The sequence below is a fragment of the Chryseobacterium sp. SSA4.19 genome (genome assembly GCF_022601875.1).
Classification (GTDB): domain Bacteria; phylum Bacteroidota; class Bacteroidia; order Flavobacteriales; family Weeksellaceae; genus Chryseobacterium.
This window is the reverse complement of sequence record NZ_JAKVIP010000030.1, coordinates 14,514-35,306: the sequence shown is the minus strand read 5'-3', so window position 1 is coordinate 35,306 and position 20,793 is coordinate 14,514. Positions and strand designations below refer to the sequence as shown.

Sequence of the window (20,793 nt, the reverse complement as noted above, 5' to 3'; positions counted from 1 at the left end):
TTCTAAAATGGAAGGCACTAATTATGCCTATAAACACAATGATGAAAAGCGATGTGAAATACCCGTTTGTGGCTGATATAAAACCTTATCAGTATCCGAATCTCTTTAATGGAAAATCTCTAAATTGAACAGCCTTCTTAGTAGATGTACTTTATACAGCTACACCGGTTTCCAATGATGAGTCCCTTTCATATCTTCAAAAGCCCAGTCTGCCATTGCATCGATAACGGGTGCCAGTTTATTGCCTGCTTCACTTAATTCATAGGTCACATGGGGCGGAACAACAGGCCTTGCCGTTCTAATGATCAGTCCATCTGCCTCCAGCTGCTTTAAATGTTGAATCAACATTTTTTCAGTTACTTCCGGAATGGCTCTTTTTAGCTCACTATACCTCTTACTTCCTGTTGAAAGCTGGAATAAAATGATAGGTTTCCAAAAGCCGCCGATCCTTTCCATCACATACATAACAGGGCACTGGTCTAATATATTTCTTTTATTTTCCTGAATGGTAGAGCTCTCTTTAATTAATGTCATGATACATACTTTAGGGTAAGTACTTGTATAAAAGTAAGCACAAATATACCTTTGTTTACAGAAATAAAAAATATTTATATATGAAAATTGTCATCACAGGCTCATTAGGAAACGTAGCGAAACCATTAGCCCAACAATTAATTAAAGAAGGACATGAAGTTACTGTCATCAGCAGTAATCCATCTAAAAAAGTTGAAATAGAATCCTTAAGAGGAAAAGCTGCAATCGGCTCTATTACCGATCTGGATTTTTTAATGAGAACATTTAGAGGAGCAGATTCTGTTTTTGTCATGACACCTCCAAATATGGGCAACATAAACATTGTTGAAAATACAGTAAATGCAGGAAAAAATTATGCTGACGCCATTAAAAAAGCCCATGTTAAAAAAGTGGTTATGCTCAGCAGTGTAGGTGCAGAATCTCCTGTAGAGACCGGTCCGATCAAAGGTCTCCATCACATTGAAAAATTATATTCTGATTTAGAAAACGTATCAGTGACCTTTTTACGCGCCGGATATTTTTATATTAATTTTTTCAATGATATTCCGATGATTCAAAATGCCGGAATCATTGGCGGAAATTATCCGGAACATACAGGTATCCCACTGGTGCATCCGAATGATATTGCAAAAGCAGCAGCAGAAGAACTGTTAAAAATTTCTGAAGGTAAAAATATAAGGTATGCCGTAAGTGATATTCGTACCCCTTCTGAATTTGCTGCCATTCTGGGTGCAGCGATTGGTAAACCCGCCTTACCATGGATAGAATTTACAGATGAAGAATATATAAATGGTGCCCTCCAGGCAGGTCTTCCTCAGGAAATGGCTGAGCTGTATGCCGAAATGGGAAAAGGCATGAGAACAGGAATTGTACAGGCAGATTTTGTTGAGCATGGGTCACCGGTTATGACAGGCACTACATTAGAAGATTTTGCAACGGAATTTGCTTCCCGATTTAATTCTTAAATGAAAATTCATATTAGCTTTAAATATAGTTTCGGCGAGCCTTTGGCTCGCCGAAACTATATCATTTTAGCTTAAAGATGTAATTTTATTTTTGATCTTTTAATGTCTTTTTTAAAACTTTTAATTTCCCATCAATGGGCTGATCAATATTCAACCCTAAAATCTCAGCTACCAGAGGATAAACATTGACATTGCCAAATTCATCAATCACCAGATTATTTTTAAATTCTGGTCCCCAGGCGAAAAATGTGGCTTTCATTTCAGGAACAAGTTTGGGATCATACCCATGTTTTCCTATGGATGCTTTCTTTCCTTGTTCCAAAAATATTTTCGGGGCTTTCGGAACTAATAAAATCTGTCCGATCCTGCTGTATTGATCATCTCTTGTACTAAAATGAAGATAGCCGGGAAGCTTTCTATCCAGATAGACTTCGTAGTTTTCTGTTTTGCTGGTCTTTAATTCTTTAAAAACACGTTTAACCTCATCAGGGTTTTTAACGTACACCCTTAATAAAGTCTGTGAATTATAAAAATCAAATCTTTTTTTATCAAATAAAACAGCAGGAACTTCCAAGGGGTTTCCGCTGTCTATTTTTATCATGCCATGGTCTGAAACAAAAATAAAATTCACGTTTTTAAGTCCTGTATCATTTACTTTCCGAACCAGTTCCCCAATGGCCTGATCTACCAGATGAACGGCATTTTCAGTTTCTTTTGAATCCGGGCCGAAATGATGTCCGCTTCCATCAACTTCAGGAAAATATAAGGAAATAAAATGAGGTCTTTTATCAGCGGGTAATTTTAGCCAGTTCATTACTTTATCGATTTTCTCTGAAGGACTAAATTTTTCATGATAAGGATAATAATACGTCGGCCTTTTTCCACCTGCATCACTCGCAGAGCCTACCCACATTAAGGAAGCCGAAACCATTCCCTGCTTTTCAGCCAAGCCCCAAAGCGGAGTGCCGCCATACCAGCTTCCGTCTTCTGCATTTTTTCTGTCGCTCATGGCATAACTTTCTTTCTTCTTGTAATCATAGAAATAATTATCAATTAAACCATGGTGAGAAGGATAAAGGCCGGTGATTAATGTCCAGTGATTGGGGAACGTAATGCTGGGATAACTCGGAATCATGGCTTTTGCCTGAACGCCTTCATTTGCAAACTTCAGAAGATGCTCAGCATTATATTTTTTAGCATAATCATAGCGGAAACCATCTGTGGAAATCATGATTACGTAAGGTTTCGCCTGCGCTTCAATACTATTTATACGATCGGGAATGACTACCTGAGCAGTATCCGTATTCCCTTTTTGAGCAGAAACGGTTAATGAAAAGATGAACAGTAAAAATTGGAATCCCTGCTTCATTATGTAAAATTTATGCAAAGGTACCGGCCGAAATTGGGACAAAGAAATTTCATAGGTTAAAAAATCATTAAAACCATATGCTTTCTGTAATAAAAAAAGCCACTTTTCAGTGGCTCTTGCTTATTCTTTGATTAATTGCTCGAAAACTGTCGAACCATCTTTCAAAGTAATTTCGAAATAATAATTTCCGGATTTCAGGTCGGAAACATTGAGTTCTGTTCCTTCCATCTTCACGGTTTTGATTTTTCTTCCTGTCGATTCAAAAATATCAACCGATTTAATAGTATCGGCATTTTTGATGTTTACCGTTTCTTTTGCAGGATTAGGATACAGGACTACTTTTTTGCTTTGTGATGCCACTTCTCCGGTTGCTAAAACGGAAGTTCTTGACAATGTAGCATAATCTCTACTTGAGCTATGATATCCTAAATTGGTATTTCCTGCTCTTCTTGCATAAAAAATATTTATATTCGAATTCGAATTAGATATTGCAAAATCACCCGTTCCTCCTGCAAGGCTCCTTGTAGCAATAATTGTTCTTGTACTTCCTGAAACAGTATTAGAGGTTACTGTCCAATCTTGTGATGCATCCGCAATTGGTGCATTTCCTATTCCATCAAAAGTATAATCTCTACTTGCAGCAGAATTGTAAATAAATCCGTCCGCACCATCTGCCATTCCTGATGATCCAAAACCAATACCCAGCATTGAGTTGCTGTCTCCAGTTAAAGTCATGGTCACCGTAGTAGGATTAGTAACTATTTTTACGGTCATAGAAGCAGTGGGTAAATTCACTGTGCCTGTCGAAAAAAATTGTGCTCCGAGCGAAGTTGCCAGAACCATTGATGCTAATAGTAAAGCTTTTTTCATTTTTTTAATTTTTTAAAAGATTAATAATTTCTGTATTGTTTGTCTGTAAGGCATATTCAAAAGGGGTCATTCCCTGAGAATCTTTTACTGTTTTATCTGCTTTGTACTGAAGCAGCATTTCAGTCAATTCTTTATTTCCGGACTTTACGGCCCAGAACAGCGGTGTCGTTCCACTGGCATCTGCAACATTCGGATTTGCATTTTTCTTCAGAAGATATTCCACCAGTTCCTTATTATATCTGAAGGCAAGCCCTGACAAAGCAGTTCCTTCCTGGCTTTTATAATTTACGTCTTTTACGTTGTCGATCAGAAACTTAGCTACCTCAACATTTCCTCTGTAGCAAGCCAGGATAAGCGGTGAAAAACCGGCCTCATTGGTTTGGTTGATAATATCCGGATTCTGTTTCATCAGTTGCTTAACTTCTGAAACGGTTCCTGTACGGGCAATATCAAAAATTGATTTTGCTTTTTCCTGAGCATAAGTAAGTGTGAATCCAAGAAACACACTTACTATTATGATGAGATTTTTCATTGCTTAACTAAAACATAATTGTATTGAACATTTACACTTTCAGCCACTTTTTTCATTACCATTTTTGGAATGGTTACTTTATGATCAGCAGCCCTCACAACAAATCCTCCGCTGATGTAGATTTTTCCGTCTTTGGAAGAAACTGTTGCATTTGAGGTATATGCTTTTGCTACCCCATGAAAGTTGAGAGTACCCTGCACCGTATATTTCTGAGGCGATGCAGAAAGTTTTGACTTATCAAAATTTAAAATTTTACCAGTGAATGTGGTCTTCGGATATTTTGCCGTTTCTGCATAACTTTCATTGAAATGCTCCTCCATAAGCTTTGTCTTGAAATGAAAATTTTTAACAACAGAGACAGAGGCTATATCACCATTGTCAGCATTAAGAACAACAACATTGTTATCATCCTGTGCAAAGACATCTTCGAAAAGCGGTACAGATGCTTCAAATGTTACTTTTCCTGTTTTGGACATGTATTTCTGTGCAAAAATAAAATTGCCGGAAATCAACAAAACGATTAATACGATCAGCTTTTTCATATGAATGATTTTTAATTTTCAGTAAGCCCATCGGCTTTCCATTTTGTAATGATATTGATTTGTGCAGGTGAAAGGCTACCGCCCTGCGGCATTTTTCCGGGATCTCCGTTAGGTCTGTTGATCCTGTCGATAATATTATCGATGTTACTTTTAACCTGATTATAATTAGTCAGGGCCTGTGGTCCCGGAGAATGGCAAGCCACACAATTGGTCTCAATAATGGCTTTAACATCCTTATTATAGGTTATCTTTTCCGTAATAGGAGCAGTATCTGAGATTTCTTCATAAGTCCTGCTTTCACAAGCTGCCATTAATACTGCTGATGAAACGATATATATAAACTTTTTCATATTAAAAAACTCTATAAAGGTTAAACCCAAAGAAAATCTGTCCTTTTTCCCACTTACCGGTAGCATTCGTAAGATATCCGATATCTGAATTGATCTGGGAATTCGTAAATAATAGCTGGAATACGTGTCCGCCGGTTTCTATATCCATTCCTAATGACAAAGGATTTTTATAAAAACTGTGATTATCGAAATTCACAAAATATTCTGCATTAATAGATATTCTTTTTGAGATCTTATACCTTCCGCCAAGACCGGTCAGAAACTGGTTCTTGTCTTCTACTTTTGGATCATAGAGGTTTTTATGAACATAGGACGGCGTAAGCTGTAATGAAAAATCATCACTGAACCTTCTTGAAATTAAAGCCTGCGTCAGATAAGAAAGCCTGTCACCGAACTTAAGATGAGGATAATTGTCTTTGCGAAGGTCTGTATTTACTGCCATCACATTATACCCCACTACATCTACCGGGAAATTGTCGTTTTGTTTTAACAATCTGTATTTGGCTCCTCCTTCAAAAGTTTTTAAGTTCGTTTCTCTGGATAAATTAAGAGAGAGCCAGTCAGTAGCTCCATAAATTACCCCCAATTTAGTGGAAGCATCATCCAATCCGAAAAAATCTTTAAATCCTTTGCTTACATCGCCGAAACGGTGTGCCACAACAATATACCATTCATTTTTTGCAGAAAGTTTTGTAGATTGTCCGGTGACAATCTGCAATGCCTTAAAGGCAGGTTGGGAAGTCTCCGTATTTTTGGTCTGAATGGTGTCAATATCTTTTAATAGGTCTTCCTGTGAAAACATCAGGCCTGAAGCGAATACCGACAGGAATAAAAACATTTTTGTCATACGCATTACATTAGAATTTGTATGGCAAACTTATAGACTTATCGTTTTAAAATTGTGTGATAAAAGTCACCGAGGACTTTATTTTTATCAATGAAAGTAATAAAAATAAACAATACCACATTTTAGTATTGTTTAATGTTTTCATTTACAGGAACCTTTATACCTTCTTTAGTCTGAAAAATTTCTCCCTCGTTCTCGATTTTTTTAAGAACCCTGCTTACCACTTCTCTTGAAGTCCCTAGATTTCCGGCAATTTCTCTATGCGTAAGCTTAATGGGATTATTTCCCGTAAGTGAAATCTGCTGTTTTATATAGTTCAGAACCCTTTTGTCAAGCCTGTGGAAAACGGCATCATTGACCATACTCATCACATCTGAAAACCTTTTGTCATATTCGTGATAAAATACCCTGTTAATTTCAGGAAATCTGATCAGCCAATCATGAACCACGGAAATTGGAATCAGTATGACTTCGGAATCTTCTTCTGCCACCGCATAGACACGGCTTATACAATCTGTAAAGATCGATGAAAAAGTCATGAGACAGCTGTCGTTGGCTTTTATATAATAATAAATAAGCTCCCTTCCATCATTTAATGTAAAAACCCTGATCGAACCTTTTATCAAAAAAGGCACAAATTTGTTTTTTTGTCCGTCTCTTACAATTTCGGCCTTTGCTTTAATTTCAACAATTACAGCATGCTGATCAAATTCATTTAAAAAATCAACTCCCAGAAAACCGAATTTATTAAGAATAAACTCATTATTTACCATATCCTTTATATCATATTTAACAACAAAGATATAAAATTGTGAAGTCCGTATATTATTTTTTTATCTATTACCGATATTTGATCACGGATATTCATTTAAATCTATGTTCTATTATAAAGAACGCCTCAGTTTTCACTGAGGCGTTCTAATTTTATGTAAGATAAATCTTAAGCGTTTACGTTATTTCCTCCTAATACGAAAGGCTCAACTTCTTTGATTTCTCCGAATTGCTGCTCGTAATTAGTGATGTTTTGCTGAAGAGCGGTTAATACTCTTTTAGCGTGAAGCGGAGCAAGAATAACTCTTGAACGTACGTTTGCCTGCTGCACACCTGGCATTAACTGAATAAAATCTACTACAAACTCAGATGGAGAGTGGTTTACCAACGCAAGGTTACAGTAAACTCCTGATGCTACCATTTCGTTTAATTGAATGTTGATGTTGTTTGGATCGTTGTTTTGATTCTGGTTGTCCATTGTATAAATTATATTTTTTAAAAATGAAATTTGAGATTGTGAAAGTATAAAAATAATTCCGAACCTCAAATTTCAAATTATTAATTTTAGTTAAGATCTTCGAATTCTTTTTTAGAACCTACGATCACATTCTGGTATTCTTTAAGACCTGTACCTGCAGGGATTCTGTGCCCTACAATTACGTTTTCTTTAAGACCGTTCAGCTCATCAACTTTACCTGCCACTGCTGCTTCGTTAAGAACCTTGGTGGTTTCCTGGAACGATGCTGCAGACATGAATGATTTTGTTTGAAGAGCGGCTCTTGTAATCCCCTGAAGTACAGGTGTTGCAGTAGCCGGAAGAGCTTCTCTTACCTGAACCAAAGCCTGATCTTCACGCTTCAGTTTAGAATTTTCGTCTCTTAATTCTCTTGCTGTAATCATCTGACCCGGCTTGAAGATTTTAGAATCTCCGGCATCCATTACAACTTTAAGTCCGAATACCCTGTTGTTTTCTTCAAGGAAATCATATTTATGTTCAAGAGCTCCTTCAAGGAACTGAGTATCACCTCCGTCAACAATAGATACTTTGGTCATCATCTGTCTTACGATAATTTCAAAGTGCTTATCATCGATTTTTACCCCCTGAAGACGGTAAACTTCCTGAATTTCATTTACCAGATATTCCTGAACCGCCGTTGGACCTTTGATTCTTAAGATATCATCCGGTGTGATAGATCCGTCAGAAAGCGGTGAACCAGCTCTTACGAAGTCATTTTCCTGTACCAGGATCTGATTGGATAATTTAACTAAATAAATTTTTCTTTCACCAGTTTTCGCTTCTACAATCAATTCACGGTTACCTCTCTTGATTTTTCCGTAAGAAACCACCCCGTCGATTTCTGTAACCACTGCCGGGTTTGAAGGGTTTCTTGCTTCGAATAATTCGGTAACTCTCGGAAGACCTCCGGTGATATCCCCTGCTTTTGCAGATTTTCTCGGGATTTTAATTAAAACTTTACCGGCTTTAATTTTTTCACCATCGTTTACCATTAAGTGGGCTCCTACCGGTAAGTTGTATGCTCTTTGCTCAACTCCTTTAGAATCCACTACTTTCAGAGTAGGTACGGCTTTCTTATTTCTGGATTCAGAGATTACTTTCTCTTCAAATCCGGTCTGTTCGTCAATCTCAAGCTGGAATGAAATACCCTGGATGATATCCTCATATTCTACCTTACCGGCAGTTTCTGCAATGATAACCGCGTTGTACGGATCCCATCTACAGATCACATCTCCTTTGCTTACTTTATCTCCCGGTTTTACAGATAGTATGGAACCGTAAGGTACGTTAGCTACCATTAGTGGAGTTCTGGACTCATTATCAGCCACCAATCTGAATTCTGTTGAACGGGAAACCACAACTTCAGCCGTATTTCCGTTTTCGTCTTCAGAAGTAATGGTTCTTACTTCGTCCATTTCAACGATACCGTCTCTCCTTGCAACAATTGAAGGATTTTCTGAAACGTTACCCGCAGTACCCCCCTGGTGGAAAGTTCTCAATGTAAGCTGAGTTCCCGGTTCACCGATGGATTGTGCTGCAATAACACCTACCGCTTCACCCATATGGATTACTTTACCGGTGGCTAAGTTTCTACCGTAACATTTAGCACAGATTCCTTTCTTAGCTTCACAAGTCAATGGTGAACGAACTTCCACCGATTCTAATGCTGCTTCTTCAATTCTCTTAGCTAATGTTTCGTTAATTACCTGATCTGCTTCAGCAATTAACTCATCACTTTCAGGATCATAAATATTATGAAGAGATACTCTACCTAAGATTCTTTCAGAAATCTTTTCAACGATTTCGTCATTTTTCTTAAGTGCAGTAACTTCTGTTCCTCTTAATGTTCCACAGTCTGCTTCTGTAACAATAACATCCTGTGCCACATCTACCAATCTTCTCGTTAAGTAACCGGCATCGGCCGTTTTAAGAGCGGTATCCGCAAGACCTTTACGGGCACCGTGGGTAGAGATAAAGTATTCCAAGATGGAAAGACCTTCTTTAAAGTTCGCAAGGATCGGGTTTTCAATGATCTCCGCACCGGTAGAACCGGCTTTCTGCGGTTTTGCCATCAAACCTCTCATCCCTGATAACTGACGGATCTGTTCCTTAGAACCCCTTGCTCCTGAGTCAAGCATCATATATACAGAATTGAATCCACCCTGGTCAACTTTCATTCTGCTCATGATCATCTCAGTTAATCCTGCATTCGTGTTTGTCCAAACATCAATTACCTGGTTGTAACGTTCCGTATCTGTAATAAGACCCATGTTATAGTTGGCTCTGATTTCGTCTACTGTTTCAATCGAGGTAGCAATCATTTTCTTTTTCTCAACAGGAACCACAATGTCCCCTAATGAGAATGAAAGACCTCCTTTGAATGCGTTTGAATATCCTAAATCTTTCATGGCATCCAGGAACTTCACGGTGGTCGGGAAATCGGTGTCATCAAGAACTCTACCGATAATGTTTCTTAGCGATTTCTTAGTAAGCAGCTCATTGATATATCCTGACTGTTTAGGAACAATCTGGTTAAATAAGATTCTACCTACAGAAGTTTCTATCAATCTGGTTACGATCTCACCATCTTCTTTTACAGGAAGCCTGCATCTTACTTTAGCATTTAAAGATACTCTTCCTTCCGCATAAGCGATTTCGGCTTCTTCAGGAGAATAGAATACAAGGCCTTCACCCAATACTTTCATATCATCTGTAGAGCTCAATTCTTTGGTCATAAAATACAGACCCAAAACCATGTCCTGAGAAGGTACGGTAATCGGAGAACCGTTTGCCGGGTTCAGGATATTCTGAGAGCCTAGCATCAATAACTGAGCTTCCAGGATTGCTTCAGGGCCTAACGGTAAATGTACCGCCATCTGGTCACCATCGAAATCGGCGTTGAACGCTGTTGTTACCAATGGGTGTAACTGGATTGCCTTCCCTTCGATCATTTTAGGCTGGAATGCCTGGATTCCCAATCTGTGAAGCGTAGGTGCCCTGTTTAATAAAACCGGGTGACCTTTCATCACATTTTCAAGAATATCATATACTACCGGTTCTTTTCTGTCAATAATTCTTTTTGCAGATTTTACGGTTTTTACAATTCCTCTTTCAATCAGTTTTCTGATGATAAACGGTTTGTATAGTTCCGCAGCCATATCTTTAGGAATACCACATTCGTGAAGCTGTAAGTTCGGACCTACAACAATTACCGAACGCGCCGAGTAATCTACCCTTTTCCCTAATAAGTTCTGACGGAAACGACCCTGCTTTCCTTTCAATGAATCGGAAAGCGATTTCAACGGTCTGTTTGATTCAGATTTTACTGCAGAAGATTTTCTCGTATTATCAAATAATGAGTCTACAGATTCCTGAAGCATACGCTTCTCGTTTCTTAAGATTACTTCCGGAGCTTTGATCTCCAATAATCTCTTCAAACGGTTATTTCTGATGATTACTCTTCTGTAAAGGTCATTCAAATCGGAAGTAGCGAAACGTCCACCATCCAATGGAACCAATGGTCTTAGTTCCGGTGGGATAACTGGAAGTACACGCATAATCATCCACTCCGGTCTGTTGATCATTCTTGTATTGGCACCTCTTAATGCTTCTACAACATTTAATCTTTTCAGAGCTTCAGTTCTTCTTTGCTTTGAACCTTCGTTATGTGCTTTGTGTCTCAAGTCGAAAGACAAGGCATCAAGGTCAATTCTTTTTAACAATTCCTCAACCGCTTCAGCACCCATCTTAGCGATGAATTTGTTCGGATCGGAATCATCAAGATATTGGTTTTCAACAGGCAGAGTTTCCATGATATCAAGGTACTCTTCTTCTGTCAAGAATTCCATGTTATCGAAGTCAGAACCGTCTAATTTTTTAGCAATCCCCTGCTGAATCACTACGTATCTTTCGTAGTAGATGATCATATCTAATTTCTTAGAAGGAATTCCTAAAAGATAACCAATTTTGTTTGGTAAAGAACGGAAATACCATATGTGAGCAATAGGAACTACCAAATTGATATGCCCGATTCGCTCTCTTCTTACTTTCTTCTCTGTTACTTCTACTCCACAACGGTCACAAACGATCCCTTTGTAACGAATTCTCTTGTATTTACCACAAGCACATTCGTAATCTTTGATAGGACCGAAGATTTTTTCACAGAACAATCCGTCCCTTTCAGGCTTGTGTGTTCTGTAGTTAATGGTTTCCGGCTTTAAAACCTCTCCTCTTGAGTCCTGTAAAATGGACTCCGGAGAAGCTAAACCGATGGTTATTTTATTAAATCTACTTGATTTATTTTTATTTGACATAATTTAATTTTTGATTAAAAGATTGAAAGATTGAAAGATTAAAATTCTTTCGCCCTTATCATCTCAGAGTTAATTAATACTTTAATTTTTAAATAATTAAATCTTAAATTACTCTTCCAATCTTACGTCTAATCCAAGACCTTGCAGCTCGTGAAGCAATACGTTGAAAGATTCAGGGATACCAGGTTCCGGCATCGATTCACCTTTTGCTATCGCTTCATAAGTTTTCGCTCTACCAATCACGTCATCCGACTTCACGGTCAGGATTTCTCTCAGGATGTTGGATGCTCCGAATGCTTCAAGAGCCCAAACCTCCATCTCCCCGAATCTCTGTCCACCGAACTGAGCTTTACCTCCTAACGGCTGCTGGGTAATCAATGAGTAAGGTCCGATCGAACGGGCGTGCATCTTGTCATCAACCATGTGACCAAGTTTCAGCATGTAGATAATTCCTACGGTTGCTGCCTGCGTAAATCTTTCTCCGGTACCTCCGTCGTAAAGGTACGTGTGTCCGAATTTAGGAAGGCCTGCTTTCTCTGTATACTCAGTAATCTGATCAAGCGTTGCCCCGTCAAAGATCGGCGTAGCGAACTTCAATCCTAATTTTCTACCTGCCCATCCAAGAACAGTTTCATAAATCTGTCCGATGTTCATACGGGAAGGTACCCCAAGCGGATTCAATACGATATCTACCGGTGTCCCGTCTTCAAGGAAAGGCATATCTTCTTCACGAACGATTCTCGAAACGATACCCTTGTTTCCGTGACGACCTGCCATCTTATCCCCTACATTCAGTTTACGTTTCTTAGCGATGTATACTTTCGCCAGTTTCATAATTCCTGCAGGAAGCTCATCTCCGATAGAAATTGCGAATTTCTCACGGTTTTTAACTCCTTGGATATCGTTGAATTTAATTTTATAATTGTGAATCAACTGCTTGATTAATTCATTCTTATCATTATCAACCGTCCAGTCTGCACCGCTTACGTTAACGTAATCTTCAACGGATGTCAATAATTTGTGAGTGAATTTAATTCCTTTACCGATAATTTCTTCATCAAGGTCATTTTTCACCCCCTGAGAAGTTTTACCGCTAACCAGCGTGTTTAATTTCTCAATTAATGTATTTCTCAGCTCATCAAACTTTGCTTTGTACGTATTTTCAATCTCTTCAAGCTTAAGTTTTTCTTCGCTTCTTTTCTTTTTATCTTTGATGTTTCTGGAGAATAGCTTTTTGTTGATCACCACACCTCTTAATGAAGAATCCGCTTTCAGCGAAGCATCTTTTACGTCACCGGCTTTATCACCGAAGATCGCTCTCAAAAGTTTCTCTTCCGGAGTCGGATCAGATTCTCCTTTCGGTGTAATCTTACCGATCATGATATCACCAGGCTTCACTTCAGCACCGATTCTGATCATTCCGTTTTCATCAAGATCTTTAGTCGCTTCTTCAGAAACGTTAGGAATATCAGCTGTCAGTTCTTCCATCCCTAATTTGGTATCACGAACTTCAAGAGAATATTCATCTACGTGGATAGAAGTAAACCAGTCTTCACGAACCACTTTTTCATTGATTACGATTGCATCCTCGAAGTTGTATCCTTTCCAAGGCATGAACGCAACCACTAAGTTTCTACCAAGAGCCAATTCTCCTTTTTCAGTAGCATACCCGTCGCAAAGTACCTGTCCTTTTTCCACTACATCACCTACTCTCACGTTTGGTCTTAAGGTAATGGTTGTACTCTGGTTGGTTTTTCTGAACTTAGTTAAGTTATATGTTTTTGTAGCAGACTCGAATTGTACCAAATCTTCGTCTTCGCTTCTCTCATATTTAATAATGATCTTATCTGCATCTACATACTCTACAGTACCTGTACCTTCAGCATTGATCAAAATTCTTGAATCTCTCGCTACCTGCTGCTCAAGCCCTGTTCCGACAATCGGAGCCTGAGGCTTCAATAAAGGAACGGCCTGACGCATCATGTTGGATCCCATCAATGCACGGTTCGCATCATCATGTTCCAGGAATGGAATCAATGAAGCTGAAATACCGGAAATCTGGTTAGGTGCCACATCGATCAGGTTAACCTGCGACGGTTCCACAACAGGATAGTCACCATCAAGTCTTGCGATAATCCTGTCTGTTAAGAAATCACCGCTATCACTCAATTCAACGTTTGCCTGGGCAATTACTTTATCTTCTTCATCCTCTGCATTCAAGTAAATTGGATCAGCTGATAAATCAATCTTACCTTCTTCTACTTTTCTATAAGGAGTTTCAATGAAACCAAGTCTGTTGATTTTCGCATAAATCCCTAAAGATGAAATCAAACCGATGTTTGGTCCTTCCGGAGTTTCGATCGGACAAATTCTTCCGTAGTGCGTATGGTGAACGTCACGAACCTCGAACCCTGCTCTTTCTCTTGATAAACCACCAGGCCCTAGTGCAGAAAGTCTACGCTTGTGCGTGATTTCTGATAAAGGGTTGGTCTGGTCCATGAACTGAGAAAGCTGGTTGGTCCCAAAGAACGAGTTAATTACTGATGTTAACGTTTTCGCATTAACAAGATCAAGCGGAGTAAAGATTTCGTTATCTCTAACGTTCATTCTTTCCTTAATCGTTCTTGCAATTCTTGAAAGACCTACACCGAACTGTCCTGCTAATTGCTCACCAACCGTTTTAATTCTTCTGTTGGATAAGTGGTCGATATCATCAACTTCAGCTTTAGAGTTTACCAATTCGATCAAGTGTCTTACGATCGCAATGATATCTTCTTTGGTAAGAACTTCAGTTGTTGTCGGGATATTAAGACCTAATTTCTTGTTTAGCCTGTAACGTCCAACTTCACCAAGAGAATACCTCTGCTCGGAGAAGAATAGTTTTTCAATAATTCCTCTTGCCGTTTCCTCATCTGGCGGATCTGCATTTCTTAACTGACGGTAGATGTATTCTACCGCTTCTTTCTCAGAGTTGGTAGGGTCTTTCTGTAGTGTATTCTGGATGATAGAGAATTCGTTTGAATTTTCTTTGTGAATCAAGATTGACTTCACACCGGCATCCAAGATAAGATCTAAATGCTCTTTTTCAAGAATCGTCTCTCTGTCTAAGATGATTTCATTTCTTTCGATAGAAACAACCTCACCTGTATCTTCATCTACGAAATCTTCGAACCATGTGTTCAAAACTCTCGCAGCTAATGTTCTTCCTTCTACTTTTTTAAGCGCAGCTTTAGAAACTTTCACTTCTTCAGCAAGATCGAAGATCTGAAGGATATCCTTATCAGATTCGTAACCGATAGCTCTTAATAAAGTGGTTAACGGTAATTTTTTCTTACGGTCGATATATGCGTACATTACGCTGTTGATATCAGTTGTAAATTCCATCCAAGATCCTTTAAAAGGAATAATTCTTGAATAATATAATTTGGTTCCGTTTGCGTGGTACGTCTGTCCGAAGAACACACCAGGTGAACGGTGTAACTGGGTAACGATAACTCTCTCAGCACCGTTGATGATGAAAGATCCACTAGGCGTCATATAAGGAACCGGACCTAAATATACATCCTGAACCACAGTTTGGAAATCTTCGTGCTCAGGATCTGTACAATACAATTTAAGCCTTGCTTTAAGAGGAACTGAATAAGTCAATCCTCTTTCCACACACTCATCGATTGAATAACGCGGAGAATCTACCAGATAATCCAGGAACTCCAACACAAATTGGTTTCTGGAGTCTGTAATCGGGAAGTTTTCCTGAAAAGTCTTATAAAGACCTTCATCCGTTCTGTCTTCAGGAAGCGTATCCAGCTGGAAAAATTCTCTGAAAGACTCGATCTGGATATCCAGGAAGTCAGGAGTAATAATTTTTCCTTTTGCTGAAGAGAAGTTAATTCTCGGTGTTCCCTTAGTTGTTGCTGTTGTTTTACTCATAAAACTTTTAAGAAAGGGTTAAAAAATATTTTGTTTTACAAAAAAATATCAGGAAGAAGAAAGAGCATAATTGAAAGTAAAGATTTCATAATGTTTGGCGCTATTAGAAACATCCTTATTTCTCTTGATCCTCAGAGCCTTATTCCTAACTGCAACACTGGTATATCTTTTCACAGCGTAATGCAAAATATTTTTATTACTTTTGGGCAAGACTGCCACATTTATCCATAAACACGAAATCCCTTCCATTTCAATGAAAGAGTTGATGTTTAGTATGTTACAGATATATGTATAATTATTCGCGCCAAAAGAAAGGCAAAGATACAACAATTAATTTATAATTGCAAATAAATTGATTTATGATGAATGAGAAAATCTAAATTACAGATTTTTTTTACTTCTCTATTAAAAGAAAGAGAAAAGTCCATGTAGAAATTATTTAATATTAAAAGTCATTGAAAGATAACTTATTTTTTTACACAAAAAAGCCCGGGCAGTGCCCAGGCTTGTATGGTAAGGTAAAAAACCAGAATTATTTCAATTCTACTTCAGCACCAGCTTCTTCTAATTGCTTCTTAAGCGCTTCAGCTTCGTCTTTAGAGATCCCTTGCTTAATTGCAGCAGGAGCTCCGTCTACGATATCTTTAGCTTCTTTAAGACCAGCACCAGTTAAATCTTTTACCAATTTAACGATCGCTAATTTAGAAGCACCTGCAGACTTAAGAATAACGTCGAATTCTGTTTTTTCTTCAGCAGCTTCACCTGCACCTCCTGCAGCAACTACTACAGCAGCAGCAGCTGGCTCGATTCCGTACTCATCCTTAAGGATAGCAGCTAATTCATTTACGTCTTTTACGGTTAAGTTTACTAGCGTTTCAGCTAAATTTTTTAAATCTGACATTGTTGTAATGTTTTTGTTGATTATTTATTTAATTTTTTGAGTGTAATTATTCAGCAGCCGGCGTTTCGTCAGTGCTTTCTGCAGCAGGAGCTTCCGGAGCTTCTTCAGCTGCTTTTTCTTCAACAGCAGGAGCCGCTTCTTCAGCGTTTGCCTCTACTGATTCAGATTTGTTTTGAAGAGCAGAAACCACTCTCTGGATAGGAGACTGAAGCAATCCGATGATTTCACCGATCATTTCTTCTCTTGACTTAATGCTTACTAAAGCATCAAGATTGTTGTCACCTACATAGAATGTTTCCTGTACAAAAGCAGATTTCAAGGCCGGCTTTTCTTCTTTCTTTCTGAAGTCTTTTATTAATTTTGCAGGAGCGTTAGCTGTTTCAGCAATCATTAATGCAGAGTTCCCTTTGAACGTTTCGAACATTTCAGAGAAGTTTACTCCGTCAATCTGCTCCATTGCCTTTTGTAAAAGTGTATTTTTCACCACTTTCACTTTGATATTCTGCTTGAAAGCCTGTCTTCTGAATTCAGAAGATTTAGCAGCATTCAAACCGTCTAGATCTGCTACATAAACTACTTTAGCATCCTGAAGCAAATCTTTGATCTCTTGTATTGCTACAACTTTTTGGTCTTTTGTCATTGTCTTAAGGAATTTATATTAGTTAACAGATTTAGTATCGATTGCAATACCAGGACTCATTGTAGAAGACAAATAAATAGACTTTACATAAGTACCTTTAGCAGCCGTTGGCTTCATTTTGATCAAAGTAGAGATCAGTTCCTGAGCATTTTCCTTGATTTTGGCAGCATCGAAAGATACTTTACCAATACCAGCGTGGATAATACCGTATTTGTCTACTTTAAAATCAATTTTACCAGCTTTTACTTCAGCTACCGCTTTACCGATTTCCATCGTTACAGTACCTGATTTAGGGTTTGGCATCAAACCTCTTGGTCCTAATACTCTACCCAATGGTCCTAATTTACCCATAACAGCCGGCATGGTAACGATAACGTCAACATCTGTCCAGCCTTCTTTTATTTTTTGTAAATATTCGTCAAGACCTACATAGTCAGCACCAGCTTCTTTAGCTTCTGCTTCTTTGTCCGGTGTTACCAAAGCCAAAACTTTGATATCTTTACCTGTACCGTGAGGAAGAGATACAACACCTCTTACCATTTGGTTGGCTTTTCTTGGATCTACTCCTAATCGTACAGCGATATCTACAGAAGCATCAAACTTAGCTGTGTTCACTTCTTTTACAAGAGCTGAACCTTCTTCCAGGTTATAAATTCTTCCTTTTTCTACTTTGCTTAAAGCTTCCTTTTGCTTTTTAGTCAATTTTGCCATTTCTAATAGTTTTAAGCGTTAAAAGTTGGTTTAGTTCCTGTTACTCTTAATCCCATAGATCTTGCAGTACCTGCAACCATAGAAACAGCAGAATCCATTGTAAAGCAGTTAAGGTCAGTCATCTTGTCTTCAGCGATTTTTTTCACCTGATCCCAAGACACAGCACCTACTTTGTTTCTGTTTGGTTCTCCGGAACCTCCTTTGATCTTAGCTGCATCCATTAACTGGATCGCTGCAGGTGGAGTTTTAATTACGAATTCAAAAGATTTGTCTTCGTATACTGTAATTACTACAGGTAAAACTTGCCCTGGCTTATCTTGGGTTCTTCCGTTAAATTGCTTACAAAACTCCATGATGTTCACACCTGCAGAACCTAATGCCGGACCTACTGGTGGAGAAGGGTTGGCAGCGCCACCTTTCACCTGAAGTTTTACCATTTTAAAGACTTTTTTAGCCATTTTTTATTTTTTAAATTTGAATAATTAATGAGTTTGGAAGCATTTATTATTCAGCAGGTTATCCATTCTCACATTAGATAAACCTACTTTTCGGATTGCAAAAGTATAAAATATTTTTGAAATAGCAAAGATTTATTAATTAAATACTTGCGTAAAAATCAAATCTTCAATTTATTATTCAGAAATTACGCTACAAAGAAAATTTCAATCTTTAAATCATCATTATATGTCCATGTAGGAAAAGACTTAATTTACTGTTATTTCAATAAATGCTTTCCAAAATAAAAAGCCACCCAGCATCTGGATGGCTTTTAAATTTATCTGAGAAGTATACTATACTTTTTCTACCTGCATGTAGCTTAGCTCCATTGGAGTTTTTCTTCCGAAGATCAAAACAGAAACTTCAATTTTCTTTTTATCTTCAAGAATTTTTTCAACAGTTCCGTTAAATCCGTTGAACGGTCCGTCAATCACTTTAACGTTCTCGCCCACGATATAAGGGATTTCAATATCACTGGCAAATTCTGAAAGCTCATCCATTCTTCCCAACATTCTGTTCACTTCAGATTTTCTCATTGGAACAGGATCTCCTCCTTTCGTTAAACTTAAAAAGGAAATAACGCCGGGGATATTTTTGATAGCATGAGGAATTTCTCCCATCAAATCAGCTTCTATCATTAAGTATCCAGGATAGTAAGGTCTTTCTTTAGGAACTTTTTTACCGTTTCTGATCTGAATTACCTTTTCCATAGGAATAACCACCTGAGTTACATACTGCTCAAACCCTAAACGTTTGATTTCTGTCTCAATATAGTTTTTCACTTTATTTTCCTGTCCGCTGATTGCTTTCAGCACATACCATTTCAATTCGCTCATTGTGGAAAATACTTTATTGTTAATTGAACAAGTTGATAAGCATTCCTATGATGTTGCTGATTGCTTTGGAAAACAATTCGTCAACGCCAAAGGTAAACAATGCTAAAATTACTGTAGCAATCGTAACTACAATCGTAGAAGACTGCAGATCAGACCATTTCGGCCATTCAACTTTATGTCTGAATTCGTTATAAGAACCTTTTAAAAAATCGATTAATGAACTCATAATTATTATTTGCACGGGCACAAGGATTCGAACCCTGATCAACGGTTTTGGAGACCGGTATCCTACCATTGGACGATGCCCGTAGTTAAAAAAGCTTCCGTAAAGAATTTCCTTACGGAAGCTTTAATATGTTTTAAAGTCGATGATTAGTCGATGATTTCAGTTACCTGACCTGAACCAACTGTTCTACCTCCTTCTCTGATCGCAAATCTAAGACCTACGTTAAGAGCGATTGGCTGTAACAATTCTACAGAGATTTCTAAGTTATCACCAGGCATTACCATTTCTACACCCTCTGGTAAGAAAATTTCACCTGTAACGTCAGTAGTTCTTACATAGAACTGAGGACGGTATTTGTTGTGGAATGGAGTGTGACGTCCACCTTCTTCTTTAGAAAGGATATAAACAGATGCTTTGAATTTTTTGTGCGGCTTCACAGAATCTTTCTTAGCGATTACCATACCTCTCTTGATGTCAGTTTTTTCAATACCTCTCAACAATAGACCTACGTTATCACCAGCTTCACCTCTGTCTAGGATTTTTCTGAACATCTCAACTCCTGTAATAGTAGAAGTTAATTTTTCATCACCCATACCAACGATATCAACAGGATCTCCTGTATTAATGATACCAGCTTCGATTCTACCAGTTGCTACAGTACCTCTACCTGTAATAGAGAATACGTCTTCGATTGGCATCAAGAATGGCTTATCAGTGTCTCTTACCGGCTCTTCGATCCAAGTATCAACAGCATCCATTAATTCTTCAACACTCTTAAACCACTGATCATCAGTATTTACCGGAGAAGCAGTAGCAGCAGTAAGAGCACCAAGTGCAGAACCTTGAATTACCGGAGAGTTATCACCGTCGAAATCATAAGTAGACAATAAGTCTCTCAATTCCATTTCAACAAGCTCTAACAATTCAGCATCGTCAACCATGTCAACTTTGTTCATGAAAACAACGATTCTAGGTACGTTTACCTGACGGCAAAGTAGAATGTGCTCTCTAGTTTGAGGCATAGGACCGTCAGTCGCAGCACACACAACGATAGCACCGTCCATCTGAGCAGCACCAGTTACCATGTTCTTAACATAATCCGCGTGACCTGGGCAGTCAACGTGAGCATAGTGTCTTTTTTCAGTTTCGTACTCGATGTGAGCAGTATTGATAGTAATCCCTCTTTCTTTTTCTTCTGGAGCAGAGTCAATCGCAGAGAAATCTTTTTTCTCAGCAAGACCTTTGCTAGCTAATACAGCAGAAATAGCAGCTGTAAGCGTAGTTTTACCATGGTCAACGTGACCAATAGTACCAATGTTCAAGTGTGGTTTGTTACGATTAAACGTTTCCTTTGCCATGATGTAAATTATTTATTTTATTTAATTTTCAAATTTTCGGTGTGCAAATATAATGATTTTTTAAATACCATAACCTTTTTCCT

General features: G+C 38.2%; 19 protein-coding genes and 1 tRNA gene. 1 reads left to right on the top strand and 19 read right to left on the bottom strand.

The window, feature by feature from the left end; genetic code table 11:
- Positions 1-159: 159 nt before the first annotated feature.
- A complete protein-coding gene (locus MKJ01_RS16760) occupies positions 160-534 on the bottom strand; it encodes a helix-turn-helix domain-containing protein (RefSeq protein ID WP_241615314.1) in 375 nt (124 codons plus the stop codon).
- 80 nt (positions 535-614) lie between these two features.
- Here MKJ01_RS16760 and MKJ01_RS16755 point away from each other — a divergent pair, with 80 nt between their 5' ends.
- Complete coding sequence (locus MKJ01_RS16755) at positions 615-1,499, top strand: NAD(P)H-binding protein (RefSeq protein WP_241615313.1); 885 nt, start codon at positions 615-617, stop codon at positions 1,497-1,499.
- Positions 1,500-1,584: 85 nt separating this feature from the next.
- Here MKJ01_RS16755 and MKJ01_RS16750 read toward each other — a convergent pair whose 3' ends face one another.
- From MKJ01_RS16750 to tuf, 18 genes are all read right to left on the bottom strand, one after another.
- Positions 1,585-2,868, bottom strand: a complete 1,284-nt coding sequence (locus MKJ01_RS16750; RefSeq protein WP_241615312.1) for an ectonucleotide pyrophosphatase/phosphodiesterase — start codon at positions 2,866-2,868, stop codon at positions 1,585-1,587.
- Between the two features lie 120 nt (positions 2,869-2,988).
- The gene (locus MKJ01_RS16745; protein ID WP_241615311.1) at positions 2,989-3,738 is read right to left on the bottom strand and encodes a T9SS type A sorting domain-containing protein; all 750 of its coding nucleotides are present in this window, start codon (positions 3,736-3,738) and stop codon (positions 2,989-2,991) included.
- 4 nt (positions 3,739-3,742) lie between these two features.
- Positions 3,743-4,270, bottom strand: coding sequence for an ankyrin repeat domain-containing protein (locus tag MKJ01_RS16740; RefSeq protein ID WP_241615310.1), 528 nt, complete (start codon positions 4,268-4,270; stop codon positions 3,743-3,745).
- A complete protein-coding gene (locus MKJ01_RS16735) occupies positions 4,267-4,812 on the bottom strand; it encodes a YceI family protein (RefSeq protein ID WP_241615309.1) in 546 nt (181 codons plus the stop codon). Before MKJ01_RS16735 ends, MKJ01_RS16740 begins: the two co-directional genes overlap by 4 nt.
- Positions 4,813-4,823: 11 nt before the next feature.
- The gene (locus tag MKJ01_RS16730) at positions 4,824-5,162 is read right to left on the bottom strand and encodes a cytochrome c (protein WP_241615308.1); all 339 of its coding nucleotides are present in this window, start codon (positions 5,160-5,162) and stop codon (positions 4,824-4,826) included.
- 1 nt (position 5,163) lies between these two features.
- Positions 5,164-6,009, bottom strand: coding sequence for a DUF5777 family beta-barrel protein (locus tag MKJ01_RS16725; protein ID WP_241632702.1), 846 nt, complete (start codon positions 6,007-6,009; stop codon positions 5,164-5,166).
- Positions 6,010-6,131: 122 nt separating this feature from the next.
- A complete protein-coding gene (locus MKJ01_RS16720; RefSeq protein ID WP_241615306.1) occupies positions 6,132-6,782 on the bottom strand; it encodes a Crp/Fnr family transcriptional regulator in 651 nt (216 codons plus the stop codon).
- A gap of 167 nt (positions 6,783-6,949) precedes the next feature.
- Positions 6,950-7,258 (bottom strand): DUF3467 domain-containing protein, encoded by a 309-nt coding sequence (locus tag MKJ01_RS16715; RefSeq protein ID WP_027388013.1) that lies wholly within the window; start codon positions 7,256-7,258, stop codon positions 6,950-6,952.
- Between the two features lie 86 nt (positions 7,259-7,344).
- Entirely contained in the window at positions 7,345-11,610 is a 4,266-nt protein-coding gene (rpoC, locus tag MKJ01_RS16710) for a DNA-directed RNA polymerase subunit beta' (RefSeq protein ID WP_241615305.1), read from the bottom strand.
- Between the two features lie 108 nt (positions 11,611-11,718).
- Complete coding sequence (gene rpoB, locus MKJ01_RS16705) at positions 11,719-15,540, bottom strand: DNA-directed RNA polymerase subunit beta (protein WP_241615304.1); 3,822 nt, start codon at positions 15,538-15,540, stop codon at positions 11,719-11,721.
- A 532-nt stretch (positions 15,541-16,072) separates the two neighbouring features.
- Entirely contained in the window at positions 16,073-16,441 is a 369-nt protein-coding gene (rplL, locus tag MKJ01_RS16700; protein WP_241615303.1) for a 50S ribosomal protein L7/L12, read from the bottom strand.
- 46 nt (positions 16,442-16,487) lie between these two features.
- Positions 16,488-17,081, bottom strand: a complete 594-nt coding sequence (gene rplJ, locus MKJ01_RS16695) for a 50S ribosomal protein L10 (RefSeq protein ID WP_241615302.1) — start codon at positions 17,079-17,081, stop codon at positions 16,488-16,490.
- 18 nt (positions 17,082-17,099) lie between these two features.
- Positions 17,100-17,792 carry a 50S ribosomal protein L1 gene (rplA, locus tag MKJ01_RS16690; RefSeq protein WP_241615301.1) on the bottom strand — a complete coding sequence of 231 codons (693 nt, stop codon included), beginning with the start codon at positions 17,790-17,792 and terminating at the stop codon, positions 17,100-17,102.
- A gap of 11 nt (positions 17,793-17,803) precedes the next feature.
- Positions 17,804-18,250: a 50S ribosomal protein L11 gene (gene rplK, locus MKJ01_RS16685; RefSeq protein ID WP_047399346.1), complete on the bottom strand. Its 447-nt coding sequence runs from the start codon at positions 18,248-18,250 to the stop codon at positions 17,804-17,806.
- A gap of 333 nt (positions 18,251-18,583) precedes the next feature.
- Positions 18,584-19,126: a transcription termination/antitermination protein NusG gene (nusG, locus tag MKJ01_RS16680; RefSeq protein ID WP_241615300.1), complete on the bottom strand. Its 543-nt coding sequence runs from the start codon at positions 19,124-19,126 to the stop codon at positions 18,584-18,586.
- 19 nt (positions 19,127-19,145) lie between these two features.
- Positions 19,146-19,352: a preprotein translocase subunit SecE gene (gene secE / locus MKJ01_RS16675; protein WP_056220690.1), complete on the bottom strand. Its 207-nt coding sequence runs from the start codon at positions 19,350-19,352 to the stop codon at positions 19,146-19,148.
- A gap of 12 nt (positions 19,353-19,364) precedes the next feature.
- Positions 19,365-19,435 (bottom strand) — tRNA-Trp (locus MKJ01_RS16670).
- Positions 19,436-19,498: 63 nt separating this feature from the next.
- Positions 19,499-20,710: an elongation factor Tu gene (gene tuf / locus MKJ01_RS16665; RefSeq protein WP_241615299.1), complete on the bottom strand. Its 1,212-nt coding sequence runs from the start codon at positions 20,708-20,710 to the stop codon at positions 19,499-19,501.
- Between the last annotated feature and the right edge of the window lie 83 nt (positions 20,711-20,793).